The sequence below is a fragment of the Streptomyces sp. NPDC059866 genome (assembly GCF_042731325.1).
In the GTDB taxonomy this organism is placed as follows: domain Bacteria; phylum Actinomycetota; class Actinomycetes; order Streptomycetales; family Streptomycetaceae; genus Streptomyces; species Streptomyces flavusporus.
On record NZ_JBHWJT010000016.1, the window covers coordinates 93,164 to 117,515 of the forward strand.

General features: G+C 72.2%; 22 protein-coding genes. 8 read left to right on the top strand and 14 right to left on the bottom strand.

The annotated features are described in order from the left end of the window. Nucleotides 1-12: 12 nt before the first annotated feature. The 4 genes from ACFV7R_RS24780 to ACFV7R_RS24795 are packed head-to-tail and all read right to left on the bottom strand — an operon-like array spanning nt 13 to nt 4,071. On the bottom strand, nt 13-1,218 hold the full coding sequence (locus tag ACFV7R_RS24780; protein ID WP_385267008.1) for a sensor histidine kinase: 1,206 nt from the start codon (nt 1,216-1,218) through the stop codon (nt 13-15). Further along, a complete protein-coding gene (locus ACFV7R_RS24785) occupies nt 1,215-2,924 on the bottom strand; it encodes a cation acetate symporter (RefSeq protein ID WP_385267011.1) in 1,710 nt (569 codons plus the stop codon). The genes ACFV7R_RS24780 and ACFV7R_RS24785 overlap by 4 nt, the downstream gene beginning before the upstream one ends. A 20-nt stretch (nt 2,925-2,944) precedes the next feature. Further along, complete coding sequence (locus ACFV7R_RS24790) at nt 2,945-3,304, bottom strand: hypothetical protein (RefSeq protein WP_129796605.1); 360 nt, start codon at nt 3,302-3,304, stop codon at nt 2,945-2,947. Between the two features lie 11 nt (nt 3,305-3,315). Beyond that, nucleotides 3,316-4,071: a LytR/AlgR family response regulator transcription factor gene (locus ACFV7R_RS24795; RefSeq protein ID WP_385267331.1), complete on the bottom strand. Its 756-nt coding sequence runs from the start codon at nt 4,069-4,071 to the stop codon at nt 3,316-3,318. A 77-nt stretch (nt 4,072-4,148) separates the two neighbouring features. Here ACFV7R_RS24795 and ACFV7R_RS24800 point away from each other — a divergent pair, with 77 nt between their 5' ends. The 5 genes from ACFV7R_RS24800 to ACFV7R_RS24820 all read left to right on the top strand — a co-directional run bounded on the left by ACFV7R_RS24800 (nt 4,149) and on the right by ACFV7R_RS24820 (nt 12,872). Further along, nucleotides 4,149-4,652, top strand: coding sequence for an Lrp/AsnC family transcriptional regulator (locus ACFV7R_RS24800; protein ID WP_385267014.1), 504 nt, complete (start codon nt 4,149-4,151; stop codon nt 4,650-4,652). A gap of 124 nt (nt 4,653-4,776) precedes the next feature. Then, on the top strand, nt 4,777-5,589 hold the full coding sequence (ddaH, locus tag ACFV7R_RS24805) for a dimethylargininase (protein ID WP_385267016.1): 813 nt from the start codon (nt 4,777-4,779) through the stop codon (nt 5,587-5,589). Beyond that, nucleotides 5,586-6,812, top strand: coding sequence for an ornithine--oxo-acid transaminase (gene rocD, locus ACFV7R_RS24810; RefSeq protein WP_385267018.1), 1,227 nt, complete (start codon nt 5,586-5,588; stop codon nt 6,810-6,812). The genes ddaH and rocD overlap by 4 nt, the downstream gene beginning before the upstream one ends. 155 nt (nt 6,813-6,967) lie before the next feature. Further along, nucleotides 6,968-9,562: a SpoIIE family protein phosphatase gene (locus tag ACFV7R_RS24815; RefSeq protein WP_385267020.1), complete on the top strand. Its 2,595-nt coding sequence runs from the start codon at nt 6,968-6,970 to the stop codon at nt 9,560-9,562. Nucleotides 9,563-9,719: 157 nt separating this feature from the next. Next, the gene (locus ACFV7R_RS24820) at nt 9,720-12,872 is read left to right on the top strand and encodes an NACHT domain-containing protein (protein ID WP_385267022.1); all 3,153 of its coding nucleotides are present in this window, start codon (nt 9,720-9,722) and stop codon (nt 12,870-12,872) included. Nucleotides 12,873-12,927: 55 nt separating this feature from the next. Here the strand turns inward: ACFV7R_RS24820 and ACFV7R_RS24825 are convergent, their stop codons facing one another. The 3 genes from ACFV7R_RS24825 to ACFV7R_RS24835 form a co-directional block, all read right to left on the bottom strand. Beyond that, the gene (locus ACFV7R_RS24825; RefSeq protein ID WP_385267024.1) at nt 12,928-13,743 is read right to left on the bottom strand and encodes an SAM-dependent methyltransferase; all 816 of its coding nucleotides are present in this window, start codon (nt 13,741-13,743) and stop codon (nt 12,928-12,930) included. A gap of 63 nt (nt 13,744-13,806) precedes the next feature. After that, nucleotides 13,807-14,019, bottom strand: a complete 213-nt coding sequence (locus ACFV7R_RS24830) for a DUF397 domain-containing protein (protein WP_385267334.1) — start codon at nt 14,017-14,019, stop codon at nt 13,807-13,809. Nucleotides 14,020-14,044: 25 nt separating this feature from the next. Next, nucleotides 14,045-14,875 (bottom strand): helix-turn-helix domain-containing protein, encoded by an 831-nt coding sequence (locus ACFV7R_RS24835; protein ID WP_385267337.1) that lies wholly within the window; start codon nt 14,873-14,875, stop codon nt 14,045-14,047. Between the two features lie 572 nt (nt 14,876-15,447). Between ACFV7R_RS24835 and ACFV7R_RS24840 the strand changes: the two genes are divergently transcribed. The 3 genes from ACFV7R_RS24840 to ACFV7R_RS24850 all read left to right on the top strand — a co-directional run bounded on the left by ACFV7R_RS24840 (nt 15,448) and on the right by ACFV7R_RS24850 (nt 17,877). Then, on the top strand, nt 15,448-15,921 hold the full coding sequence (locus ACFV7R_RS24840) for an ATP-binding protein (RefSeq protein ID WP_385267339.1): 474 nt from the start codon (nt 15,448-15,450) through the stop codon (nt 15,919-15,921). Nucleotides 15,922-16,064: 143 nt separating this feature from the next. After that, the gene (locus ACFV7R_RS24845; protein ID WP_129796613.1) at nt 16,065-16,790 is read left to right on the top strand and encodes a 1-acyl-sn-glycerol-3-phosphate acyltransferase; all 726 of its coding nucleotides are present in this window, start codon (nt 16,065-16,067) and stop codon (nt 16,788-16,790) included. A 58-nt stretch (nt 16,791-16,848) separates the two neighbouring features. Next, nucleotides 16,849-17,877 carry an NAD-dependent epimerase/dehydratase family protein gene (locus ACFV7R_RS24850; protein WP_385267027.1) on the top strand — a complete coding sequence of 343 codons (1,029 nt, stop codon included), beginning with the start codon at nt 16,849-16,851 and terminating at the stop codon, nt 17,875-17,877. Between the two features lie 53 nt (nt 17,878-17,930). Here the strand turns inward: ACFV7R_RS24850 and ACFV7R_RS24855 are convergent, their stop codons facing one another. From ACFV7R_RS24855 to ACFV7R_RS24885, 7 genes are all read right to left on the bottom strand, one after another. Further along, nucleotides 17,931-19,532, bottom strand: a complete 1,602-nt coding sequence (locus ACFV7R_RS24855) for an alpha/beta hydrolase (protein ID WP_385267029.1) — start codon at nt 19,530-19,532, stop codon at nt 17,931-17,933. A 130-nt stretch (nt 19,533-19,662) separates the two neighbouring features. Continuing rightward, nucleotides 19,663-20,430: an urease accessory protein UreD gene (locus ACFV7R_RS24860; RefSeq protein WP_385267031.1), complete on the bottom strand. Its 768-nt coding sequence runs from the start codon at nt 20,428-20,430 to the stop codon at nt 19,663-19,665. Beyond that, complete coding sequence (gene ureG / locus ACFV7R_RS24865) at nt 20,418-21,095, bottom strand: urease accessory protein UreG (protein ID WP_385267033.1); 678 nt, start codon at nt 21,093-21,095, stop codon at nt 20,418-20,420. Before ureG ends, ACFV7R_RS24860 begins: the two co-directional genes overlap by 13 nt. A 141-nt stretch (nt 21,096-21,236) precedes the next feature. Continuing rightward, nucleotides 21,237-21,911, bottom strand: a complete 675-nt coding sequence (locus ACFV7R_RS24870; RefSeq protein WP_385267036.1) for an urease accessory protein UreF — start codon at nt 21,909-21,911, stop codon at nt 21,237-21,239. Continuing rightward, entirely contained in the window at nt 21,911-23,632 is a 1,722-nt protein-coding gene (locus tag ACFV7R_RS24875; protein WP_385267038.1) for an urease subunit alpha, read from the bottom strand. The genes ACFV7R_RS24870 and ACFV7R_RS24875 overlap by 1 nt, the downstream gene beginning before the upstream one ends. Then, nucleotides 23,625-23,936, bottom strand: coding sequence for an urease subunit beta (locus ACFV7R_RS24880; protein ID WP_385267041.1), 312 nt, complete (start codon nt 23,934-23,936; stop codon nt 23,625-23,627). Before ACFV7R_RS24880 ends, ACFV7R_RS24875 begins: the two co-directional genes overlap by 8 nt. Nucleotides 23,937-23,947: 11 nt before the next feature. Then, the gene (locus tag ACFV7R_RS24885) at nt 23,948-24,250 is read right to left on the bottom strand and encodes an urease subunit gamma (RefSeq protein ID WP_129796619.1); all 303 of its coding nucleotides are present in this window, start codon (nt 24,248-24,250) and stop codon (nt 23,948-23,950) included. Nucleotides 24,251-24,352 lie beyond the last annotated feature (102 nt).

Here is a 24,352-nt window from a genome sequence, read left to right on the forward strand (position 1 = left end):
CCCGGCGGGTCTTCACTCGCGGGTGAGCCGCCCCGCCGAGTGCACGCCCGGCTGGTATTTCGGCAGCCGGGCGGTGACTTTCATGCCCGCGCCGACCGCGGTCTCGATGACCAGGCCGTAGCCGTCGCCGTAGACCTGACGGAGCCGGTCGTCGACGTTGGACAGGCCGATGCCGCCCGACGGGCTGACCTCCCCGGCAAGGATGCGGCGCAGCAGGTCGGGGTCCATTCCGGCGCCGTCGTCCTCGATGACGACCAGGGCCTCGGCGCCGGTGTCCTGCGCGGTGATGCTGATGTGGCACTTGTCGGACTTGCCCTCGAGTCCGTGCTTGACGGCGTTCTCGACGAGCGGCTGGAGGCAGAGGAAGGGCAGGGCCACCGGGAGCACCTCGGGGGCGATCTGCAGGGTGACGGAGAGGCGGTCGCCGAAGCGTGCCCGCACGAGCGCCAAGTAGTGGTCGATGGCGTGGAGTTCGTCGGCGAGGGTGGTGAAGTCGCCGTGCCTGCGGAACGAGTAGCGGGTGAAGTCGGCGAATTCCAGAAGCAGTTCGCGGGCGCGTTCGGGGTCGGTGCGGACGAACGAGGCGATCACCGCGAGCGAGTTGAAGATGAAGTGCGGGGATATCTGGGCGCGCAGGGCCTTGATCTCGGCCTCGATCAGACGGGTGCGGGACTGGTCCAGGTCCGCGAGTTCCAGCTGGACGGAGACCCAGCGGGCGACCTCGCCGGCCGCCCGGACGAGGACGGCGGACTCGCGGGGCGCACAGGCGACGAGAGCGCCGTGCACCCGGTCGTCGACGGTGAGGGGGGCCACGACGGCCCAGCGCAGTGGGCAGTCGGGGGCGTCGCAGGTGAGGCGGAACGCCTCGCCGCGGCCGGTCTCCAGCGGGCCGGCGAGCCGTTCCATGATCTCGGCGCGGTGGTGGTCGCCCGCTCCGTCCCAGACGAGGACGTGGGTGTCGTCGGTGAGGCACAGCGCGTCCGTGCCGAGCAGGGTGCGCAGCCTGCGGGCCGACTTGCGGGCGGTCTCCTCGGTGAGGCCCGCCCGCAGCGGGGGTGCGGCGAGGGAGGCGGTGTGCAGGGTCTGGAAGGTGGCGTGCTCGACGGGGGTGCCGAGGCCTCCGAGGCTCTCCGGGCGGGCGGTGCGCCGGCCCAGCCAGAAGCCCGCGGCCAGCAGCGGCAGAACGGCGACGCACAGGCCGGCCAGGAAACCGCTCATGCCTTCACCTCCGCCCGCAGTTCCTCCGGCAGATGGAACCGCGCCAGGATCGCCGCCGTCCCCGCCGGGACCCGGCCCGGGGTCGCCAGGGAGACCAGCACCATCGTGAGGAAGCCCAGCGGCACCGACCACAGCGCGGGCCAGGCGAGCAGGGCGTGCAGCGGGCCTGCGCCGGGGAGTCCGGCCATGGTCGCGCCCACGGCCAGGAACGCCGAGCCGCCGCCCAGCAGCATTCCGGCGGCCGCGCCGGGCGGGGTGAGCCGCCGCCACCAGATGCCGAGCACGAGCAGCGGACAGAACGACGAGGCGGACACGGCGAAGGCCAGCCCGACCGCGTCGGCCACCGGCAGCCCGCCGACCAGGGCGCTCGCCGCGAGCGGCACCGCCATGGCGAGCACCGTGCCGAGCCGGAAGTGACGCACGCCGCGGGCCGGCAGGACGTCCTGCGTCAGCACACCCGCGACGGCCATGGTCAGCCCCGACGCCGTGGACAGGAACGCGGCGAAGGCGCCGCCCGCCACCAGCGCGCCGAGCAGATCGCCGCCGACGCCGCCGATCATCCGCTCGGGCAGCAGCAGGACGGCCGCGTCCGCGTCGCCGGTGAGGGTGAGTTCGGGGGCGTACAGCCGGCCGAGGGCGCCGTACACGGGCGGCAGCAGGTAGAAGCCGCCGATCAGCGCCAGCACGGCCACCGTCGTACGGCGGGCGGCCACGCCGTGGGGGCTGGTGTAGAAGCGGACGACGACATGCGGCAGGCCCATGGTGCCGAGGAAGGTGGCGAGGATCAGACCGTACGTGGCGTACAGCGGGCGTTCCGCACGGCTCTCGGCCCGGGAGGGCGACATGCCGCCGCCGGCCGAGTCGGCCGTGGGGACGGGGTCACCCCTGTCGAAGGTCAGGCGGGTGCTCTGCTCGATGCGGTGGGTGCCGGCGGACAGCCGCAGACTGTCGTCCTCGTGTCTGCGGCCGTCGACCGTGCCGGTCACCGTCACCGTCAGCGGTTCTTCGAGCTTCAGGTCGAGGGTGTCGTCGACGCGGACGACGCGCTGTTCGCGGAAACCGGCCGGTTCGTCGAAGGCGTTGCGGGGGGCTCCGTCGCCCTGCCAGGCGAGGACCAGGAACAGGGCGGGGACCAGGAGGGCGGTGAGTTTGAGCCAGTACTGGAAGGCCTGCACGAAGGTGATGCTGCGCATGCCGCCCGCGGCGACGATCGCGGTCACGACGACGGCGACGATGATCCCGCCGAGCGAGTCGGGAGCGCCCGTCAGCACGGTCAGCGTCAGCCCGGCGCCCTGGAGTTGGGGCAGCAGGTACAGCCAGCCGACGCCGACGACGAAGGCGCCCGCGAGCCGCCGCACCGCCGGGGAGGCGAGCCGGGCCTCGGCGAAGTCGGGCAGGGTGTAGGCGCCGGAGCGGCGGAGGGGGGCGGCGACGAAGAGCAGGAGAACGAGGTAGCCGGCGGTGTAGCCGACGGGGTACCAGAGCATGTCGGGACCCTGGACCAGGACCAGGCCGGCGATGCCGAGGAAGGAGGCCGCGGAGAGGTACTCGCCGCTGATGGCGGCGGCGTTCAGGCGCGGGCCCACGGTGCGGGAGGCGACGTAGAAGTCGGAGGTCGTTCGGGAGATGCGCAGGCCGAACGCGCCGACGAGGACGGTCGCGACGACGACCAGGGCGACGGCGGGGACGGCGTATCCGGAGTACACGGGCGTGGACCTCGGCCGGCTCAGCGGTCCTCGACGAGACGCACGAAGTCCCGTTCGTTGCGCTCTGCGCGCCGCACGTACCAGCGGGCGAGCAGCACCAGCGGCGCGTACAGGCCGAAGCCGAGCACCAGCCACTCCAGACGGCGGGCGTTCGGGGTCACCGCGAAAACCAGCGGCAGGGGGCCGACCAGCAGGCCGAGCACGGCGAACACGGTGAGCGCGGCGCGCAGTTGGGTGCGCATCAGGGAGCGGACGTACGTGTGGCCGAGGGTGGTCTGCTCGTCGATCTCGGTGCGGGGGCGGTAGTAGCCGGAGGCCCGGCCGGTCCGGCGGGGCGGTCCGGTGACGACGACGCGGCGTTCGGTCTGGTCCTGGGGCATGCGCATCTCCCCTAGCTCGTGGTCCGGCGCATCAGCAGGTCCCGCAGCTCACGGGCGTGGCGGCGGCTGACCTGGAGTTCCTCGGAGCCGACCAGGACGCTGACCGTGCCCGCGTCCAGGCGGAGTTCGCCGATGTGGCGCAGGGCGACCAGATGGCGGCGGTGGATGCGGACGAAGCCGCGGGAGCGCCAGCGGTCCTCCAGGGTGGACAGCGGGATGCGCACCAGGTGGCTGCCCTTGCCGGTGTGCAGTCGGGCGTAGTCGCCCTGCGCCTCGACATGGGTGATGTCGTCGACGGCGACGAAGCGGGTCACGCCGCCCAGTTCGACGGGTATGTGGTCGGGGTCGGGCTCGTGCACGGGGATGCGCGGTGCGGTGCCGCGCAGTTCGGCGGCCCGGCGCACGGCCTCGGCGAGGCGCTCCTTGCGGACCGGCTTGAGCACGTAGTCGACCGCCTTGAGGTCGAAGGCCTGGACGGCGAAGTCCTCGTGGGCGGTGACGAAGACGACCAGCGGCGGCTGGGCGAAGCCGGTCAGCAGGCGGGCCAGGTCCAGTCCGTCGAGGCCGGGCATGTTGATGTCGAGGAAGACGACGTCGATGGCCTCCGGCCCGTGCGGCCCGGACTCCAGGGCGCGGTTGATGCGGCGCAGCGCCTCGGTCGCGTCGCCGGCGCCCTCCGCGCTGCTGATCCGTGGATCCGCGTTCAGCAGGTACACGAGTTCCTCGAGCGAGGGGCGTTCGTCGTCGACAGCCAGGGCGCGCAGCATGAACGTGGAGTCTAGGAGCATTCCGTACGCCTGCACACGGGCCGGACGTGGACGTTTCCGCTGGATACAGTGCCCGCATGAACAGCAGGCCGGCATCCTTCGACGAGCTCGACCGGAAGATCATCACCGCGTTGATGACGAACTCCAGGACCAGTTTCGCCGAGATCGGCACGGCGATCGGGCTGTCCGCGACCGCCGTCAAGCGCCGGGTGGACCGGCTGCGCGAGACGGGCGTGATCACCGGGTTCACTGCGACGGTGCAGCCGTCGGCGCTGGGCTGGCGCACGGAGGCGTACGTCGAGGTGTACTGCGAGGGCGCCGCCCCGCCCCGGCGGCTGGCGGAGGTCGTGCGCCATCACCCCGAGATCACGGCGGCGATGACGGTGACCGGTGGGGCGGACGCGCTGCTGCATGTACGGGCGAGGGACGTGGAGCACTTCGAGGAGGTGCTCGAGCGGATCCGTGCGGAGCCGTTCATCAGGAAGACGATCAGTGTGATGGTGCTGTCCCATCTGATCCCGGAGAGTCCTGAGGCGGGTGCCAGCCACCCTGCCCCGCAGGCCGCACCAGACGTGCGCTGAGGGCGTTCAGAACGCAGCATTCCTGCGCGGACACGCAGCTTTTGTTGCTTGTCGCCCGTCACGGTCGCTTCCTACCTTGGTGTCAACCCTCAGTCGACACCGCTGGAAGCGGAGGTACCCCTCTGTGCCCACAAGCCGTGTGCCGCGTCAACGGCGCTTCCTCGTCTGCGAACCCAGGCACTTCGCCGTGCAGTACGCGATCAATCCCTGGATGCATCCCGACGTCCGCGTCGACGTCGACCTGGCCCAGGAGCAGTGGCAGGCACTGATCCACACCTACCGGTCCCATGGCCACACGGTCGAGACCGTGCCGCCGGTGCCCGGGCTGCCGGACATGGTCTTCGCCGCGAACTCGGCGGTCGTCGTCGGCGGCCGCGTCTTCGGCTCCCTCTTCCACGCACCCGAGCGCCGCCCCGAGTCCACCCACTACGAGACCTGGTTCAAGGCGGCGGGCTACGACGTCTACCGGCCCGAGAACGTGTGCGAGGGCGAGGGCGACCTCGTCTTCACCGGCCGGTACCTGCTGGCCGGCACCGGCTTCCGTACCACCCGCGAGGCGCATCGCGAGGTGCAGGAGTTCTTCGGCGTCCCGGTGATCTCGCTGACGCTGGTGGACCCGTACTTCTACCACCTGGACACGGCGCTGTTCGTGCTCGACGACGAGAACATCGCGTACTTTCCGGAGGCGTTCTCGCCCGGCAGCCGCGAGGTGCTGGAGCGGCTGTACCCGGACGCGGTGCTCGGCAGCCGCGAGGACGCGATGGCGTTCGGGCTGAACTCCGTCTCCGACGGACACCACGTCTTCGTCCCGCCCCGCGCCGAGGGCCTCGCCTCACAGCTGGCCGATCGCGGTTACGTCCCCGTCCCCGTCGACCTGTCGGAGTTCCACAAGGCCGGCGGCGGCATCAAGTGCTGCACCCAGGAGATCCGCCCATGACCGCACCCGCCCGTACCCGTGACTCCGCCGAGCTGATCCGCGCCGAGGAGCCGGTGCTCGCGCACAACTACCACCCGCTGCCCGTGGTCGTCGCCGGCGCCGAGGGCACCTGGGTGGTGGACGTCGAGGGCCGCCGCTACCTCGACATGCTGGCCGGCTACTCCGCCCTCAACTTCGGCCACCGGCACCCCGCGCTGATCGACGCGGCGCACCGCCAGCTGGACCGCCTGACCCTGACCTCGCGTGCCTTCCACAACGACCGGCTCGCCGAGTTCGCCGAGCGGCTGGCCGGGCTGACCGGCCTGGACATGGTGCTGCCCATGAACACGGGCGCGGAGGCGGTCGAGAGCGGCATCAAGGTGGCGCGCAAGTGGGCGTACGACGTGAAGGGCGTCCCTGCCGACCGGGCCACGATCGTGGTCGCGGCGGAGAACTTCCACGGCCGTACGACGACCATCGTCAGCTTCTCCACGGACGAGACGGCGCGTACGGGCTTCGGCCCCTTCACGCCGGGCTTCCGGATCGTGCCGTACAACGACCTGGCGGCGCTGGAGGCGGCGATCGACGAGACGACGGCGGCGGTGCTGATCGAGCCGATCCAGGGCGAGGCCGGTGTGCTGATCCCGGACGACGGCTATCTGGCGGGCGTCCGCGACCTGACCCGGCGCAAGGGCTGCCTGTGGGTGGCGGACGAGATCCAGTCGGGCCTCGGCCGTACCGGCCGTACCCTCGCCGTCGAGCACGAGGGCGTCGTCCCGGACGTACTGCTCCTCGGCAAGGCGCTGGGCGGTGGCATCGTGCCGGTGTCGGCGGTGGTCGCGCGCCGGGAGGTCCTCGGTGTGCTGCGGCCGGGTGAGCACGGTTCGACGTTCGGCGGCAACCCGCTGGCGGCGGCGGTCGGCACGGCGGTGGTGGACCTGCTGGAGACGGGCGAGTTCCAGCGCCGGGCGGCGGAGCTGGGCGTGGTCCTGCGGGACGGCCTGGCGAAGCTCGTCGGCCAGGGTGTCGTCGGCTTCCGGGCGCGCGGGCTGTGGGCGGGCGTCGACATCGACCCGTCCCTCGGCACCGGCCGTGAGATCAGCGAGCGCCTCATGCGGGAGGGCGTTCTGGTCAAGGACACCCACGGCTCCACCATCCGCCTGGCACCCCCACTGACCATCACGGAACAGGAACTCCGCTCCGCCCTCGGCACACTGGAGGCGGTACTGCTGCGAGGCGCGTGAGAGCACCCACTCCGGCGGGAGCCTCTCATGAGCGAGGTCCGCCTCGATCCCACTCGTCTGCCCGGCACGTGCCTCCGCGCGGCAGGGGCGACGGCCGAAGGGTGAAGATGGGTGGGAGAGGTGGTAGACCACTCTCAGCGACAGAGAGGTCGGCCGTGGGCACTTACGAGGACCGCGACGTCGCCCGTCGACGGTTCGACGTGGCGGATGCCGCGCCCCTGCTGCTGGACGCACGGGGCGTGGTGACGAGCTGGACCCGGGACGCCGAGCGCATGCTGGCGTACGGGGCCGCCGAAGCCGTGGGCACGAACCTGGCCGACCTGCTGACCGCCGAGGACGCCCGGCGGGTACCGGAGGTGTTCGAGTGCTGCCGCAGGGACGGTGAATGGGCCGGGCTGCTGACGGCCCGGCGCAAGGACGGACTGCCCGTCCGGGTGATGGTGCGGATCACCTCCGCGCGGGAGACGCGCGGCCCCTCGCAGTGGCTCGCGCTGATGTCGGAGCTGGCGGACGCGCCCGGCTGGGACATGAGCCGCACCATGCTGGAACAGCTCGTCGACCGCTCCCCCGTCGGCATAGCGATCGTCGACACGGACCTGCGCTACGTCTGGTCGAACACCGCCCTCGCCCAGTACGGCGGCGGCCCCCCGGAACGCCGGCTGGGACTGCGGCTGGCGGACATCCAGCCGGGCCTGGACACCGAGGCGATCGAGGAGCAGATGCGGCACGTGCTGGCGACCGGCGAATCCGTGGTCGGCTTCGAGCACGTGGGACGCGTCCGGGCCGCCCCGTTCCGGGAGACCTCGCACATGATGTCGTTCACCCGGCTCGACGACGGCCACGGTCACCCGGTGGGCGTGTACTACATCGTCGTGGACATCACCGACCGGCACCGCGCCCGGCAGCGGCTGGCCCTGCTCGACCGGGCCGGCCAGCACATCGGCCGCACCCTGGACATCACGCGGACCGCGCAGGAGCTGGCCGACGTGGCGGTACCGGAGCTCGCCGACTTCGTCACCGTGGACCTGCTGGAGTCGGTGCTGAGCGGCGCGGAGCCCGCCCCCGGGCCACTGAGCGCCTCGGATCCCGTGCCGCTGCGCCGCGCGGGCCAGCGGTCGCTCGACGCGGTCCCGAGGGCCCTCTTCGGCATCGGTGAGGTGGCCACCTACCTGGCGGGATCGCCCCCGATCCGCTGTCTGACGACGGGCAGCTCCTGGCTCGAGGAACGGCTCGACCCGCTCGGCGAGGAATGGGCCACCGACGCGCGCGGTGGCCGGAGGTCCATCTTCCTGGAGCTGGGCCTGCACAGCGCGATGATCGTGCCGATCCGCGCGCGGGGCGTCACCCTGGGCGTCACCACCTTCTTCCGGCGCCGCCGCCACGAGGCCTTCGACCCAGACGATCTGAGTCTGGGCGAGGACCTCGTCTCCCGGGCGGCCGTCTGCGTGGACAACGCCCGGCGCTACACCCGCGAGCGGGACGCGGCCCTGGTGTTGCAGCGCAGCCTGCTCCCGCACCGGCTGCCCGAACAGGAGGCCGTGGAGGTGGCGGCCTGCTACCGGCCTGCCGACGAGCTGACCGGCGTCGGCGGTGACTGGTACGACCTCATCCCGCTGTCCGGTGCGCGGGTCGCCCTCGTGGTGGGCGAGGTGACCGGGCACGGCATCGTCGCGGCGGCGGAGATGGGGCGGCTGCGTACCGCCGTGCGGACTCTGGCCGCCCTGGACCTGCCGCCCGAGGAGGTGCTCGGTCACCTCGACGACCTGGTGGCGCGTTCCGAGTACGAGGACGGCATCACACCGGACACCGGAGCGCCCGCCCCGGCCTGGGCGGGCGTACCGGCCGCGGAGGGAGCGGCGCACACCGGTGGATGCGACGCAACTGCTCCCGCCGACACCACGGGCACCGCGCCCGACGCCGGAGAGACCGACGGCACCCGCCCCTCCGCGCCGGCCACCGACGGAGCCGCAGACGCCCGGTCCGGCGCCGGATGTGTGTACGTGGTCTACGACCCGGTCGACGGACGGTGCGCGATGGCCGCCGCCGGGCATCCGGCGCCCGCGGTGATCCTGCCCGACGGTACGGCCACGTTCGTGGACCTCCCCCAGGGGCCGCCCCTCGGCGTGGGCGGGCCGCCCTTCGAGTCGGTGGAGATGACCTTCCCACCGGGCAGCACGCTCACGTTGCACACCGACGGGCTGCTCGCCGGTGAGGAGGGGTCCTGGACCGTCGACGCGGGCCGGGACCGGCTGCGGCTGGCCCTGGAACGGCCGGCGCCCTCGCTCGATGTCCGGTGCCGTTCCGTGGTCGACGCCCTGGTGCCCACCCGCCCGTACGACGACGTGGCCCTCCTGATGGCCCGTATCCGCCGCCTCGGCGCCGACCAGGTGGCGGACTGGGGCCTGCCCACCGACCCGGCCGTCGTCGCCGACGCCCGCAAGGCGGCCATGCGGCAGCTCGCGGAGTGGGGGCTGGAGGAGCTGGCGTTCACCACGGAACTCGTCGTGAGCGAACTGGTCACCAACGCCATCCGGTACGCCACCGGCCCCATCCGGCTGCGGCTGATCAGGGGGCGCGCCCTGGTCTGCGAGGTCTTCGACGGCGGCGCGACCGCACCTCATCTGCGCCACCCCCGCACCACGGACGAGGGCGGGCGCGGGCTGCTGCTGGTCTCGCAGCTCACCCAGCGGTGGGGCACCCGTTTTGTACCCGACGGAAAGATCATCTGGGCGGAGCAGTCGCTGACGTGACCTCCTGGGTGCGGGCGGCGATCCGGGGCCGACCTCCGGCGCACAGCACCTCGGCAGACGCACCACCGCCGCGAACACCCGTCCTGCCGGTCACCCGTTGCGGCGAAGATCGCCGATCCTTCCCTGTGGGGACGAACCGCCGTGTGAGCGTGGTCGTGTGCTTCGCCGTCTCGGACTGGGAGTGGCCGGTGCCGCGTCGGTCGCGCTGGTGGTCGCCCTCGTACGCCACAACGACGACAAGGACGCGGCCGCGCTGTGGGTCTCGGTGGTCTCCGCAGCGCTGGCGGTGTGCGCGTTCACCGCGGACCTCCTGCGTGGGCAGAGTGGCCCGGAGACCGCCGCTGCGGGGAACCGGCGGCTGCAGGCGGCCGACGACCTCGCCGAGGCGGTGCGGGTCCAGTGGGCCGCGGAGGCCCGGCTGCGCCGGTTGCAGGACCCGGCGCCCCTGGACGTCCACTGGTCCCGCGTCGGTCCGCCGCTCGCCGACCACCCGCGCAACATCGCGTGCGGGCTGCCGTTGCCGGCACCACGCGACGGGGACGAGCGGCTCGACCGGATCGTCGGGACGTTCCGGGCCGTTCCCTCGGGCCGGCTCGTTGTGCTGGGCGATCCGGGCGCGGGGAAGACCATCCTCGCCGTGCGGTTCGTGCTGGGCTCGCTCACCGTGCGGCGACCGGGCGACCCGGTGCCGGTGCTCTTCCCCCTGGCGAGCTGGGACCCCCGGTCCGCGCCACTGCGCGGCTGGCTGGCCGAGCGGCTGGCCACGGAGTACCGGCCGCTGGCCGCCGTCCGTGACGGGCGCACGCTGGCCCGCGAGTTGCTGGACGAAGGTCTCGTGCTTCCCGTGCTCGACGGCCTCGACGAACTGCCGGAGGCCACCCGCGAGCTCGCGCTGCGGCGCCTGAACGCCGAACTGGACGAGCGGCTGCCGGTTCTGCTCACCTGCCGCACCGCGGAATGGGCGAGCGCCGTGCGCGGCGGCGATGTGCTGACCGCGGCAGAGGTCGTACGGCTGCGACCGCTGGACTTCGACACCGCACGGAACTACCTGGAGCGCACGGCCCGTTCGAGCCGTGACGGCTCCACGGCGTGGACGCCGGTGCTGGCGGCCCCCACGCCACCGCTCACGGACGTACTGACCACACCCCTGATGGTGGCCTTGGCGCGCACGGTGTACGGCGACACCTCCCGCAGCCCCGCCGAACTGGCCGACCCCGGCCGTTTCCCCACGGCGCAGGCCATCGAGGAGCACCTGCTGGACGCGTTCGTACCGGCGGCCTTCGCGGACGCGGAGGGCACCTGGCGCCCGGGCGCGGCCCACCGCTGGCTGAGCCGCCTCGCTCGTGACCTCGGGCGCCGTCGCCCCGGCTCGACGCCCACCTGGCGGCTGGCCTGGTGGGAGCTTCCCACGGTGATGCCGAGGGCGCTCGGAGTGATCGGACCCGCGCTGCTGGCGCTGCTCGCCACTGCCGCGCTGCTGGTGCCGCTGGCCGTCAGCGGCGGGGGTGTGGTCGCCAACTGGGACAGCGGGCTGTCGGCCGTGCTCAACCTCGCGGGCATCGGGTCCGGCCTGTGCTTCGGACTCGCCTTCCTGCTGCCGGCCACTGCCGAAACCGCGCAAGGGCCACGGTGGTTGGCGCGCACGGCGGCGCGGACGACCGCCGCGGCCACGGTCGTCGCGGTGGGTCTGGGCCTACTGGTACCGCCCCTGGTCGGCGCACGCCTCGGGGCCGTGATCACCCCGAGACCCACCTGGTTCCTCAACGGGTGCTGCTTCGGACTGATCCTGGCGATGATGTTCGCCGTCGCCGGCCTGCCCCGGCGCCCCCTCCCGCTGGCCCTGCCCTGGGCGGGGAGTCCGAGCGGCCCCGTGGCCGTGCGCGTGGCGGGTGCCCTGGTCGTCTTCGCCGGTCTTGCGATCCAGGGCTACTACGGTGCGCTGGTCCCGGCCGCGACCTGCTGCGGGGCCGGACTGCTGCTGTCCCTGGCCGGGCTTCGGCGCGGGGAACGGGCGGCAGCGCAGCATCCCGGTCCGGCCGCCGTGCTGCGCGGCTTTCGGCGCGGCCTGCTGCGGGGCTTCGTCGCGTGCACGCTGATCGGCGTCACCGCCTCGGCGGTGGTCGGATGCGTCAGCGGCGCGTTCGCCGCGTACCGGATCCACTGGCCCGCTCACCGGCTGCAGAGCGGTGAGGTCTTCGAGGGCTGGCGGCTCCACGAAACGGACGACGGTGAACGGTCCGTCCGCTCGACGGGCCCGCGCGAGGTCCTGCTCGTGGAACGCGCGGCGCTCGACCGGCCGTTCACCGTGATGAAAGGCGCCCGGATCTCGTGGGACGAGCGACTCGGGGGGCGGACGGAGGAGGTGCGGATCCGTGCGGGGAGCGACGGTTGGGTGGTCGACTGGACCGGCCTGCCCGACGAGTGGGACGGCAGACCTGTCGACGCCCACAACCTGGTGGTCGCCCTGCCCGACCCCGTGAAGGTGTGGCTCGTGCACCGGCCCGTCGGGACGGTCGTGCGGGACGCCGTGGTTCCCCTCGTCTGGTTCGGGGTGCTGATCGGCGCCATCGGGGGCTGCGCTTCCGGTGTCTACCGTGCTCTGAACACACCGTCCGACACGATCCGCGCGGCCGGTCCGCAGAGCACCCTGCGCACCGACCGGGCCGCGACTCTCGCGCGCAGTGCGATCGCCGCCCTCCTGGCGGGCGGGGTCTGTCTGGTGCTGATCTCGGCGCTTCGGCGGGGCAGCACGCTGGGCACCATGCACACCGAACTGTGGGTGCCGGTCGGCACCTCCGCGCTCGCGCTCGGCGCCTGGGGACGGATGGGCGCGGCCAGGATCTGGCTGGCCGTCACCGGGCGGGCGCCCTGGCGGCTGATGCAGTTCCTCGAGGAGGCGCACCGCCGTGGCGTGCTGCGGCAGTCGGGTGCGCACTACGAGTTCCGGCATCTGCGACTCCAGAACCGCCTCGCCGAGGTCGCCGGTGCGGGCTGTGGGCGCCGAGCCGAGATCCAGCGCGTCGCACTGTGGGCCACCGCGGCGGGTACAGCCTGGCTGATGGCCTGCCTGGCGGGCCGTCCCGTACTCGAAGCCCCTGCGGGCGATCGGCTGGACCCGTCGGAGACCGCCCAGGTGATCACGGCCGTCGGCGCACTGGGGACGGCGCTCGGTATGAGCGCGGCCGCGATCATCAAGGCCGTGGCCCTGCTGATCCACGCACGAGCCGACATGGAGCGGGCACGCACCGGCCGACCGCAGGTGCAGGTGCAGCCGGAACCGGAGCCGGTCTCCGGCGACGAGCAGGCCTGATCCCTCGTGGTCCGCAGCGGGCCGGGGCCACAGGCCGGCCCCGGCCCGGGACGGTTCACGGCTTGCGGGCGACCGCCCCGTACATCGCGATGTCCTCGTCGCGGATGCCCTGCTCCCCCGCGCCGTCCGGGCGCCACTTGTGCACCTGGACGATGCCGGGGTCGACGAGTTCCAGCCCCTCGAAGAACTCGTGGGCCTCGTCGATGGTGCGCAGCCGCATCGGCATGTTGCGGGCCGCGTACTCGCGGGCGACGCGGCCCACCTCCTGAGGCGCGAACTCGGCGGTGCCGATGGACATCGCCAGGTAACTGCCCGAGGGCAGCGGCTCCAGCAGGCGGCGGACGATGCCGACGGCGTCGTCCTCGTCGAGGACGAAGTGGACGATCGCGATCACCGTGAGGGCGACCGGCTGCGTGAGGTCGAGGGTCTCGCGCAGTTCGGGGGCGTCGAGGATGCTCGCCGGGTCGCGGAAGTCGGCCTCGATGTACGCGGTGCGTCCCTCGGAGGTGCTGGCCAGCAGGCCCTGGGAGAGGGTGAGGACGATGGGGTCGTTGTCCACGTAGACGACCCGCGACCCGGGCGCCACGGCCTGGGCGATCTCGTGGAGGTTCGGGGAGGTGGGAATGCCGGTGCCGATGTCCAGGAACTGGCGCATCCCCGCCTCCTCGGCGAGCCAGCGCACGGCGCGGTTCATCCAGTCCCGGTTGGCCCGCATGTGGATGGGCAGGGCGGGCCACTCCCGGGACATGGCGTCGCCCGCCTCCTTGTCCGCGGGGTAGTAGTCCTTGCCGCCCAGGATGTAGTCGTAGATCCGCGCGGAGTGCGCGTTCTCGGTGTCGATGCGGTCGGCCGGCCATCCGTTGTCAGGCAACGCCGTGTCTCCCATTCGGGTCGGGGCTGGGGGTGCGGGGAACGCTCAGCAGTAGCAGGGGAGTCAGAGGAGGAAGTCGGCGTCACCCGCCTTCACAGCCGTCAGGAAGCTCGACATCTCCAGGGGGGTGAAAACCAGCGCCGGACCGTCGGGATCGGTCGACTGGCGTACGGCGACGCGTCCGTCGGCGAGCTTCATCACTTCCACGCAGGCGCCTCCGGCGTCGTCGCTCCACGGCTTGGACCAGCCGCGTGCGCCCAGTTCCCGGGACGGCATGCCGTTGCGTATGTGGGGGTGCACGTCAGAGCTCCTTGCGAATCGCACCGAGCAGGGCCTCGGTCTTGCCGACGGGCGCCGCCTGGGCGCCCAGCCGGTCCAGGGCCTCGCGATACACCACGACGTCGTCGCTCTTGTCCAGGTAGACAGCGCCCACCAGGCCGTTGAGGTAGACGATGTCGGGCAGTTCGCGGGCCCGGAACCGGAAGAGGTGGAACGCGCCCGCCCGCATGGCCGGGTGCGGGCCGTTCGCGAACCGCATGATCTGCAGGGTCACCTGCGGCAGCCGGTTCATCTCGATCAGATGGTCGACCTGCGCGCGCATCACGTCGGCGCCGCCGACCGGCCAGCGCAGCACCGTCTCGTCCATCACGACCCACACCCGCGGCGGCTCCCGGCGGGTCAGCAGCTCCTGGCGTCGCATCCGCAGGGCGACCCGGCGTTCGGTCGCCTCGGCCGGGGCGTGCGGATTGCCGGCGCCGAGCAGGGCGCGTGCGTAACTCTCCGTCTGCAACAGGCCGTGGACGAACTGGTTCTCGTAGGCGCGGATCTGCAACGCCGCCTGCTCCAGGCTCAGATACGCCGCGAACCAGTCCGGCAGCACATCGCGATAGGTGTGCCACCAGCCGCGCTTGTTGGCCTCACGGACGGACTTCAGGAAGGTGTCGATCTCCTGCTGGTCCGTCACGCCGTAGACCTGGAGCAGCTTCTCGGCATCCGCCAGCCTGAGACGGGCCACCTTGGCGGCCTCCATCCGGCGGATCGTGGAGTGGCTGACCCCGAGGGCCGCGCCCGCCTGCTCGTACGTCAGGCCGGCCCGCGTCCGCAGCTCCTCCAGCTGTCTGCCGAGGATCATGCGCAGGACGGAAGGGGCGCCGCCCCAGTCGGTCTCGGTCACGCCTCCCCCCTCACGCCGTCAGCTTCCGGGTCACCGTCTCACGCGTTCACGCTTGCCTGGTCATTCGATCACTTTCTGGCAGAAGCAGCATGCACTTGAGCCATTGCAATTTTCAACTTGCAGGTTGCGAGCGGCAGTTGAGGGGTGCCACAGTGGCCTCACTGTCCTCGGCCGGCCGAAGAGAGTGACGGCTCGGTCCAGTTGGGGGAGACAGAGCCGCGACGACACCCGACGTCCGCACGGCACATGAAAGGCGTACGGCGATGGCTCCGCCCTCCCTCCCCCACCCGCTGGACCGACTGCCCGAGGACGAGCTTCCCGGCCGACTGCCGGGGCGGACCGTTCGGCCGTCCGGCGCCGAGCCCTTCACACGCCTGCCCGGTCCCGGGCTTCCCCTCCGGCCGGCACAGACGCCGCACCCCCCACAGCCACCCGGAGGCGAGCAGCACCCTGGTCGACTCCCCGGGCCCTCGGGCCCCGACCGGCTCGCCTCCGGGGACCCCGCTCCCCGCCGGAGTCACACGTACGTCCTGCCGGCGGCCCCGGAGTCGGTCGGCGCCGCCCGCAGAAGCATGCGCGAGACGCTCACCGCATGGCACATCGACGCCGAGGCCCGCGACAACGCCCTCGTCGTGACCTCCGAGCTCGTCACCAACGCGGTCACGCACTCGGCGAGCGAGCGGATCGTGTGCCGACTGCACGCCACCGCAGGCCGTATCCGTATCGAGGTCGAGGACCAGAACCGCGGGACCGGTCTCCCGGCACCCCGGCAACCGGGTCCCGACGACCAGAGCGGGCGGGGGCTCCTCCTGGTCGAGGCGCTGTGCGACGACTGGGGAGTCCGGGGCACCCCGCACCGCGACGGGCGCATCGTCTGGGCCGAGCTGACGACGGAACCGAAGGATCCCGCCCCGGCCACACCTGCGCCGACGGCGCTTCCCGCACGGTCCGTCCCCCACTCGGCCGAAGGACCCTTACCGCACGCTCCGACCGCACAGCCCTGACCTGCGACGGACCGAGCCCGCGTCCGGGGGCCGCACCGGTTCCCCAGGACCACGCCTGCACCTAGACTGAACCCTCACGACATGCCGGTTGAGCTGCGAGAACGCGGCGGTGAGCCGAACCGACGGAGTGAGGAGCCCACCCGTTGTTCTACTACCTGCTCAAATACGTGCTTCTCGGACCGCTGCTCAGACTGGTCTTCCGGCCCCGGATCGAGGGACTGGAGCACGTGCCCTCGTCGGGTCCGGCCATCGTCGCCGGAAACCACCTGTCGTTCTCGGACCACTTCCTGATGCCGGCGATCCTCAAGCGCCGCATCACCTTCCTCGCCAAGGCCGAGTACTTCACCGGTCCGGGCGTCAAGGGCCGGCTCACCGCCTTCTTCTTCCGCAGCGCCGGGCAGATCCCGGTGGACCGCTCCGGCAAGGACGCGGGCCAGGCGGCGATCCGCGAGGGGCTCGGCGTGCTGCGCAAGGACGAGCTGCTCGGCATCTACCCGGAGGGCACCCGCTCGCACGACGGCCGTCTCTACAAGGGCAAGGTCGGTGTCGCGGTGATGGCCCTCAAGGCCGGTGTCCCGGTGATCCCCTGCGCGATGATCGGCACCTTCGAGGCCCAGCCGCCGGGCAAGGTCGTCCCGCGCATCCACCCCGTCGTGATCCGTTTCGGCGAGCCCCTCGACTTCTCCCGCTACGCCGGCATGGAGAACGAGAAGGCGATCCTGCGCGCCGTCACCGACGAGATCATGTACGCGATCCTGTCGCTGTCCGGGCAGGAGTACGTCGACCGGTACGCGGCCGTGGTCAAGGCGGAGGAGGCCGCGGCCCGGGCGGAGCGGGAGCGCAGGTTCCCGCGGATGCCGCTCGGCTGAGCTCTGCTGTGGGCAAAGTTCCCATGTCTGCCGGGCCGTTCCGTCCTAGGGTCGCCTCATGAAACGTGCTGTGGTGATCGGAGCGACGGGCCAGATCGGGCGTCCGGCCGTGCGGGCGCTCGCGCAGGACGGCTGGGCGGTGACGGCCGCGTCGCGGGGCGGCGGCCGGGACGTGTCGTGGCCCGACGAGGTGCGGACCGTGCGGCTGGACCGGGAGGACGACGCGGCACTGGCCGCGGTGATCGGCGAGAACTGCGACCTGGTGGTCGACATCGTCGCCTACGGGGACCGGCACGCACGGCAGTTGACCGCCATGGCGGGGCGGGTCGGCTCGGCGGTGGTGATCTCCAGTGTCTCGGTGTACGAGGACGGCAAGGGCCGGAACTTCGACACACAGGCCGAACCGGACGGCTTCCCCGAGTACCCGGTGCCGCTGCCGGAGACCCAGCGCACGGTGCCGCCCGGCGACACGTCGTACAGCACTCGCAAGGCGGCCCTGGAGCGTGAACTGCTCGCGGCCGGCGAGCAGTTGCCCACCACCCTGCTGCGCGCCGGCGCGGTGCACGGACCGCACTGCCGCACCCCCCGCGAGCTGTACTTCGTCAAGCGCAACCTGGACGGCCGCCGACGACGTGTTCTCGCCTACGGCGGTGAGAGCCGCTTCCACCCGGTGAGCGTGCACACCCTCGCCGAACTCGTCCGCCTCGCCGCGGCACGACCCGCCTCCCGGGTGCTCAACGCCTGCGACGACGAGGCACCGACCGTCGCGGACATCGCCGCGGCGATCGACACCGTGATGGGCACGGAGACCGAGACGGTCCTGGTCGACGGTCCCCCGCCGGCTCCGACCGTGGGCGACAGCCCGTGGTCGGTCCCGGTCCCGGTGGTGTGCGACATGTCGGCGGCACAGCGGGAGTTGGGGTACCGCCCGGTGGTGCGGTACGCCGAGACGCTCCCGGAAACGGTCGAGTCGATCGAACGCCAACTGTCCGGGCGGGACTGGCGGGAGGCGTACCCGAAGATGGTGCAGGCGTACGGCGACCTCTTCGACTACGCGGCCGAGGACGCCTGGCTCGACCGGGCGTAGCGAAGGGACGGCCGGCTGACCGCCGGCCGCCCCTCACCTCCTACGACTGCTGCTCACGGCTTGGGCGTGGCGTGCGGTGCGCAGGTCACGTCCTTCGTGTCCAGCCTGCCGGTGAGCAGGTAGGCGTCCACCCGGTCGTTGATGCACGGATTGACCAGGCCGGTGACGCCGTGGGAGCCCGCGTCCTTCTCCGTGATCAGGCGGGAGCCCTTGAAGCGCTGGTGCAGTTCGAGGGCGCCGCCGTACGGGGTGGCCGCGTCACGCTCGGCCTGCACGATCAGCACGGGCGGCAGGCCCTTGCCGGTCTTCACGTCCAGCGGAATGTTCTGCCGGGCGGGCCAGGTGGCGCAGGGCAGGTTCATCCAGGCGTTGGACCAGGTGAGGAAGGGATGGTCACGGTGCAGGCGGGTGTTGTCCCGGTCCCACTTCTTCCAGCTGGTCGGCCACTTGGCGTCGGCGCACTCGACCGCCGTGTAGACGGCGTTGCCGTTCTCCGAGGCGGCGTTGCCGACGGTGTCCGACAGGTCGGGGGCGGCCGCGTCGACGAGGGCCTGGGTGTCACCGGCGACGTACTTGCTGAACACCGTGGCGACCTGCACCCACGCGGAGTCGTAGTACGGGGCGCTCTGGAAGAAGCCGATCAGCTCGGCCGGGCCGACGACCCCGCCGATGGGGTCCTTCTTGGCGGTGGCACGCAGTTCGAGCCACTCCGCCTGGACCTCGGCACGGGTGTCGCCGAGGTGCAAGGCGGCGTCGTTCTTCGCGACCCAGTCCTGCCAGTCCTGCCAGCGCATCTCGAAGGCGACGTCCTGGTCCAGGTTGGCCTGGTACCAGATCTTCTCGCGGGACGGGTTGACGACGCTGTCGACGACCATGCGGCGCACGTGCCCGGGGAAGAGGGTGCCGTAGACCGCACCGAGGTACGTCCCGTAGGAGACGCCGAGGAAGTTGAGCTTCCGCTCGCCGAGCGCGGCGCGGATGACGTCCAGGTCGCGCGCGGTGTTCGGCGTCGTCATGTGCGGCAGCATCGCGCCGCTGCGCTCCTGGCAGCCCTCGGCGTACTCGCGGGCCAGCTTGCGCTGGGCGAGCTTGTCGGCCTCCGAGTCGGGCACCGGGTCCGGCTTGGGCGCCTTGACGAACTCCTGCGGGTCGACGCAGGAGATGGGCGCCGACTTGCCGACGCCGCGCGGGTCGAAGCCCACGAAGTCGTATGCCTTGGCCGTCTTCGCCCACAGGGGGCTGTTCGTGGTCACCCGGCGCGGGAAGCGCAGGCCGGAGCCTCCGGGTCCGCCCGGGTTGTAGACGAGGGCGCCCTGGCGCTCCTCCTCCGTGCCCGTGTTGCCGACCCGGTCGACGGCGATCCTGATCTGCTTGCCGTACGGCTTGGCGTAGTCGAGCGGCACCGTGACCCAGCCGCACTGGATGGGCTTCTCCAGCCCCCAGTCGGAGGGGCAGTCCTGCCAGTTCACCCCGGTCTGCGCGGCGCGGGCGGCGGCGATCGTGACGCCCCTGGCCTCGGGGTCCTGACCGTGCCGGCTTTCGGCGCTCGCACTGGCCGTGGGCGCGGCGACGGCACCGGCTATCAGGGTCGCCGCGACGAGCACTCCGGCCGAACCGAGCGCCGCCGTCCGCCTCTTCGGTCTCTTGTCCCTCAAGTGGGGCCTCCCGTACGCCGTTTGGATGAGTACGGGTGATCCTGTCCGCTGTGAGGTTGCCGAGAACAGAGGCGACTGCGGTTCTTTGCCAATCCGATAACCGGAGTGCGGCGTCCCGCTGAACGGAGAACTACTCCAGGGAGGCCAACGCCTCGTCCAGCAGTCGGCGCAGCCGCAGCGCGTCCGGCGCGACGGCGGTCACCAGTGCGGCCGGCCCGGCGAGGGGTACGACCGCTGCCCCGTCGCCCAGCACCCGGGCCGGCACCGGCTGCTGCTCGAACTCCGGCCGGGCTACGACGAGTTGCCCGACGGCGTGGTGGCCTCCGAGTCCGGCGGGACCGTCCCAGCCACCCGGTGCGCCCGGCCCGCAGGCCAGCTCCTGGTCGAGGACGATCCGCCCGGCGATCCGCAGGGAGAGACGGCTGGTGAGCCGCCCGGGTTCCTCACCCGCCCGCCCGAGCACTTGTTCCTCACGCAGGACCAGCGAAGCGGCCGACCCGAGTTCGACGCGGGTGCGCACATACAGGTCGCTGCCGCGCGCGGAGATCAACTGCTCGGGCAGCCAGTGCAGTTCGCCGCCGTCCGCCACGCTGAGCCGCACGTCGTACCGGGCCTCGCCCTTGGCCTGTCCGGGCAGCGCGATGGTGGCGGCGGCCGACCCGACCCGCAGCCGGGCCCCGCCCGCGACGTCGGCCGCCACGGTGAAGTGGTCACCGCCGAGCGGCCCGCTCATCGCGCCGACGAGCATGACGTACGCTTCCGGGCCGCTCCCCCGCGTACGCCGCAGCGCCAGCGGACCCTCGCCGGCCAGCACGGGCAGGGCCGTACCGCCGCGGCCGTCCTCGCGGGCGCTGATCCTCGCGGTGGCCCGCACACCGGTCACGGTCACGCCTTCCATGAGGCGAGCTGCGCCCGCACCCAGCCGGCGACGTCCCCCACTCCGGCCTCGGTCCTCAGCGACTGGAGGACGACCGGCAGTTCGGCCCGCTGCGCCTTGGCGTCCGCCGCCATCCGCCCGAGGTCGGAGCCGACGTACGGCGCGAGGTCGGTCTTGTTGACGACGAGCAGGTCGGCCGTGGTCACCCCGGGTCCGCCCTTGCGCGGAATGTCGTCACCGCCGGCCACGTCGATCACGAAGATCTGCGCGTCGACGAGCCCTTTGGAGAAGGTGGCGGTGAGATTGTCCCCACCGGACTCGACAAGGATCAGATCCAGCGGCCCGACCTCGTCCTCCAGGTCCTCGACCGCTTCGAGGTTGGCGGAGATGTCGTCGCGGATCGCGGTGTGCGGGCAGGCACCCGTCTCCACGGCGGTGATCCGCTCGGGCGGCAGCACGGCTTCGCGCAGCAGGAACTCGGCGTCCTCGCGCGTGTAGATGTCATTGGTGACGACGGCGAGCGACAACTCGTCCCGCAGGGCACGGCAGAGGGCGGCGACGGTAGCGGTCTTACCGGACCCGACGGGTCCCCCGAGCCCGATCCGCAGGGCACGACGACTGCCGTCGGGGCGGTGGGCGTCGGCGCTGATGGCGGGGGTGTCGTGGTGGGTGTGGTCGAGGTGCATGACTACGGCTCCAGTTCAGCGCAGGTCGGCATCATTCAGCCCGTCCGGCGTTTGAGGACGAGGCCGTTCAGGCCGATACGGGGGTCTGGGGGCCGAGCCCCCAGGGAAGGGACGGGCAGGGGCGGCGGGGGCGAAGAACCCCTACGACGCGAACAGCCGTACAGCCCAAGCCGCATGCACCTCCGCCCCGATCTCCAACAGCGGAGCCGACCCCGCAGGCAGCGCATCGACCCCGTCGTCGACCACCCCCCGGGCCGCCTCCACCGCCCGATCCACCACCCGGTCCATCTCGGGCGCCAACCGAGCCAGCACCCCCGTGGCGTCGAACGGATCAAGACTCAACAACCGCACCGTCGCCGAAGCGGGCCCACTCACACTCTCGTACGCCGAGCAGTACGCCGCATCGACAGCCTCCAACCCGGCCGCCCGCGCCGCCAGCCCCAGCACCACCGGCTGATGCGCCCCCTTGGGAAACTCCGCAGCAAGGGCGTCGAGTTCACCCGACGGCCAGGTCGCCCGCGCGGCCCGCATGAGCTGCCGTCCCAGCTTCCGAGCGGCGAGCCGAAGCGCCGGCGACGGCGTCCGCGCATCCGCCGCCGTGTCCAGCTCCACCGGATCGACACCGAGCGCGGCCGCCGCGGCGAGGCCGGCCGACACCAGCCCCGCCGTGTGCAACCGCCCCCGGCAGAAGTCCTCCAGGCTCGCGGCGCCCGTGATCCGCCCGGCCTTCACCGCGGCCTCGGCCCCACCGGAGTGCGCATGCCCTCCGGCGGGAAACCGGCCGTCGGCCAGAACGAGTAGCGCTGCCCTGGACATCAGAAGAGGAAGTACCGCTGAGCCATGGGCAGTTCGGCGGCCGGAGTGGCCTCGACAAGCTCTCCGTCGATGTGCACGGCGAAGCTGTCGGGGTCGACACGCACCTCGGGCCGCGCATCGTTCTCGCGCATGTCGGCCTTGGTCACCCCGCGGGTGGACTCGATGGCCACGAACCGCTTCCCGAGCCCGAGCCGGTCGGGCAGTCCGGCCTCGAGGGCGAGCGGCGCCACGAAGTTGAACGAGTTCGAGGCCGGTGCCCGTCCGATCGCCCCGTACATCGGCCGCGGCAGAATCGGCTGCGGTGTCGGGATGGAGGCGTTGGCGTCGCCCATCTGCGCGTACGCGATCTGCCCGCCCTTGATGACCAGCTGGGGCCTGACGCCGAAGAACGCCGGCTCCCACAGCACCAGGTCGGCGAGCTTGCCGGTCTCCACGGAGCCGACCTCGTGGGCGAGGCCCTGGGCGAGCGCCGGGTTGATCGTGTACTTGGCGACGTAACGGCGTACGCGGTGGTTGTCGGCGCGGCCGTCCCCGGGCAGCGCGCCCCGCCGCCGCTTCATCACATGCGCCGTCTGCCAGGTCCGCAGGATCACCTCGCCGACCCGGCCCATGGCCTGGGAGTCGGAGGAGATGATCGAGATGGCGCCCAGGTCGTGCAGGATGTCCTCGGCGCCGATGGTCGACGGCCGGATACGGGACTCGGCGAAGGCGAGGTCCTCCGGCACCGCCGGGTTCAGGTGGTGGCACACCATCAGCATGTCGAGGTGTTCCTCGGCGGTGTTGACGGTGTAGGGCCGCGTGGGGTTCGTCGAGCTCGGCAGCACATGCGGCTCGGAGACGACCGTCATGATGTCCGGTGCGTGCCCGCCGCCCGCGCCCTCCGTGTGGTACGCGTGAATCCCCCGGCCGGCGATCGCGGCAAGGGTGTCGCCGACGAATCCGGCCTCGTTGAGGGTGTCGGTGTGGATGGCGACCTGGATGCCGGTCTGCTCGGCGACGGTCAGCGAGGCGTCGATGACGGCGGGGGTGGAGCCCCAGTCCTCGTGCAGCTTCAGGCCCAGCGCGCCGCCGCGGATCTGGGACAGCATCGCCTCGTGCGAGACGGTGTTGCCCTTGCCGAGGAAGCCGATGTTGAGCGGGTACTGCTCCATCGCCTCCAGCATCCGGGCCAGGTGCCAGGGGCCGGGAGTCACGGTGGTCGCCTTGGAGCCCTCGGCCGGTCCGGTGCCGCCGCCGACGAGGGTGGTGATGCCCGAGGACAGCGCCTCGTCGGCGATCTGCGGGCAGATGAAGTGGACGTGCGCATCGATGGCACCGGCGGTGAGGATCCGTCCGTTGCCGGCGATGACCTCGGTCTCCGGGCCGATCACCAGGTCCGGGTGCACCCCGTCCATGGTGTCGGGGTTGCCCGCCTTGCCGATGCCGGTGATCCGGCCGTCGCGGATGCCGACGTCGGCCTTGACGATCCCCCAGTGGTCGATGATCACGACGCCTGTGATCACCGTGTCGGGAGTGCCCTCCGCGCGCGTGGCACGCGACTGGCCCATGGACTCCCGGATGACCTTGCCGCCGCCGAACACCGCCTCGTCACCGGCGAGTCCCGGCCCACCGGACCGGTCCTCCTCGATCTCGACGACCAGGTCGGTGTCGGCGAGCCGGATGCGGTCGCCCGTGGTCGGGCCGAACAGGTCGGCGTACGCGGCACGCGAGATCTCAGGCATCGAGGGCACCTCCGGTCTCCCCGCGCAGCCCGGGCACCACGCGGGCGCCGGTGAGCGGTACGAGTTCCACCTCGACGGGGATCCCGGGCTCGAAGCGCACCGCGGTGCCGGCGGCGACGTTGAGCCGCTTGCCGCGGGCGGCGGCGCGGTCGAACTCCAGGCCGGGGTTGGCCTCGGCGAAGTGGTAGTGGGAGCCGACCTGCACGGGCCGGTCGGCGGTGTTGAGGGCGGTGAGCCGGGTGACCTCGCGGCCCTCGTTGTAGACGATCGGGCCCTCGCCGAACAGGATCTCTCCGGGAATCATCGGGATCCCTCTCAGACGATCGGGTCGTGGACGGTGACGAGCTTGGTGCCGTCCGGGAAGGTGGCCTCGACCTGGACGTCGTGGATCATCTCGGGGATGCCGTCCATGACGTCGTCGCGGGTGAGCAGCTTGCGGCCGGAGGACATCAGCTCGGCGACGGTACGGCCGTCCCGCGCGCCTTCGAGGATGTGCGCCGTGATGACGGCCACGGCCTCGGGGTGGTTGAGCCTGAGGCCGCGGGCCCGGCGCTTCTCGGCGACGTCGGCCGCCACGTGGATGAGCAGCCTCTCCTGCTCGTGGGGGGTCAGTTGCACGTCCCACCTCACCTCCTCGCTCCGGGCCGTGCGGGGCCCGGTTGCCGCGGCCACGGGGCAAAGTCCCTGGTGGCGTGGAGGGGCAGGCTAGTTGGACCGCAT

Coding starts and splice junctions, on each gene's coding strand:
- ACFV7R_RS24780 (WP_385267008.1), bottom strand. CDS start 1,218: ATGAGCGGTTTCCTGGCCGGCCTGTGCGTCGCCGTTCTGCCGCTGCTG.
- ACFV7R_RS24870 (WP_385267036.1), bottom strand. CDS start 21,911: ATGTCCAGGGCAGCGCTACTCGTTCTGGCCGACGGCCGGTTTCCCGCC.
- ACFV7R_RS24795 (WP_385267331.1), bottom strand. CDS start 4,071: ATGCTGCGCGCCCTGGCTGTCGACGACGAACGCCCCTCGCTCGAGGAA.
- ACFV7R_RS24875 (WP_385267038.1), bottom strand. CDS start 23,632: ATGCCTGAGATCTCGCGTGCCGCGTACGCCGACCTGTTCGGCCCGACC.
- ureG (WP_385267033.1), bottom strand. CDS start 21,095: ATGCACCTCGACCACACCCACCACGACACCCCCGCCATCAGCGCCGAC.
- ACFV7R_RS24830 (WP_385267334.1), bottom strand. CDS start 14,019: ATGCCGTCCCGGGAACTGGGCGCACGCGGCTGGTCCAAGCCGTGGAGC.
- ACFV7R_RS24800 (WP_385267014.1), top strand. CDS start 4,149: ATGAACAGCAGGCCGGCATCCTTCGACGAGCTCGACCGGAAGATCATC.
- ACFV7R_RS24860 (WP_385267031.1), bottom strand. CDS start 20,430: ATGGAAGGCGTGACCGTGACCGGTGTGCGGGCCACCGCGAGGATCAGC.
- ACFV7R_RS24850 (WP_385267027.1), top strand. CDS start 16,849: ATGAAACGTGCTGTGGTGATCGGAGCGACGGGCCAGATCGGGCGTCCG.
- rocD (WP_385267018.1), top strand. CDS start 5,586: ATGACCGCACCCGCCCGTACCCGTGACTCCGCCGAGCTGATCCGCGCC.
- ACFV7R_RS24790 (WP_129796605.1), bottom strand. CDS start 3,304: ATGCCCCAGGACCAGACCGAACGCCGCGTCGTCGTCACCGGACCGCCC.
- ACFV7R_RS24835 (WP_385267337.1), bottom strand. CDS start 14,875: ATGATCCTCGGCAGACAGCTGGAGGAGCTGCGGACGCGGGCCGGCCTG.
- ACFV7R_RS24880 (WP_385267041.1), bottom strand. CDS start 23,936: ATGATTCCCGGAGAGATCCTGTTCGGCGAGGGCCCGATCGTCTACAAC.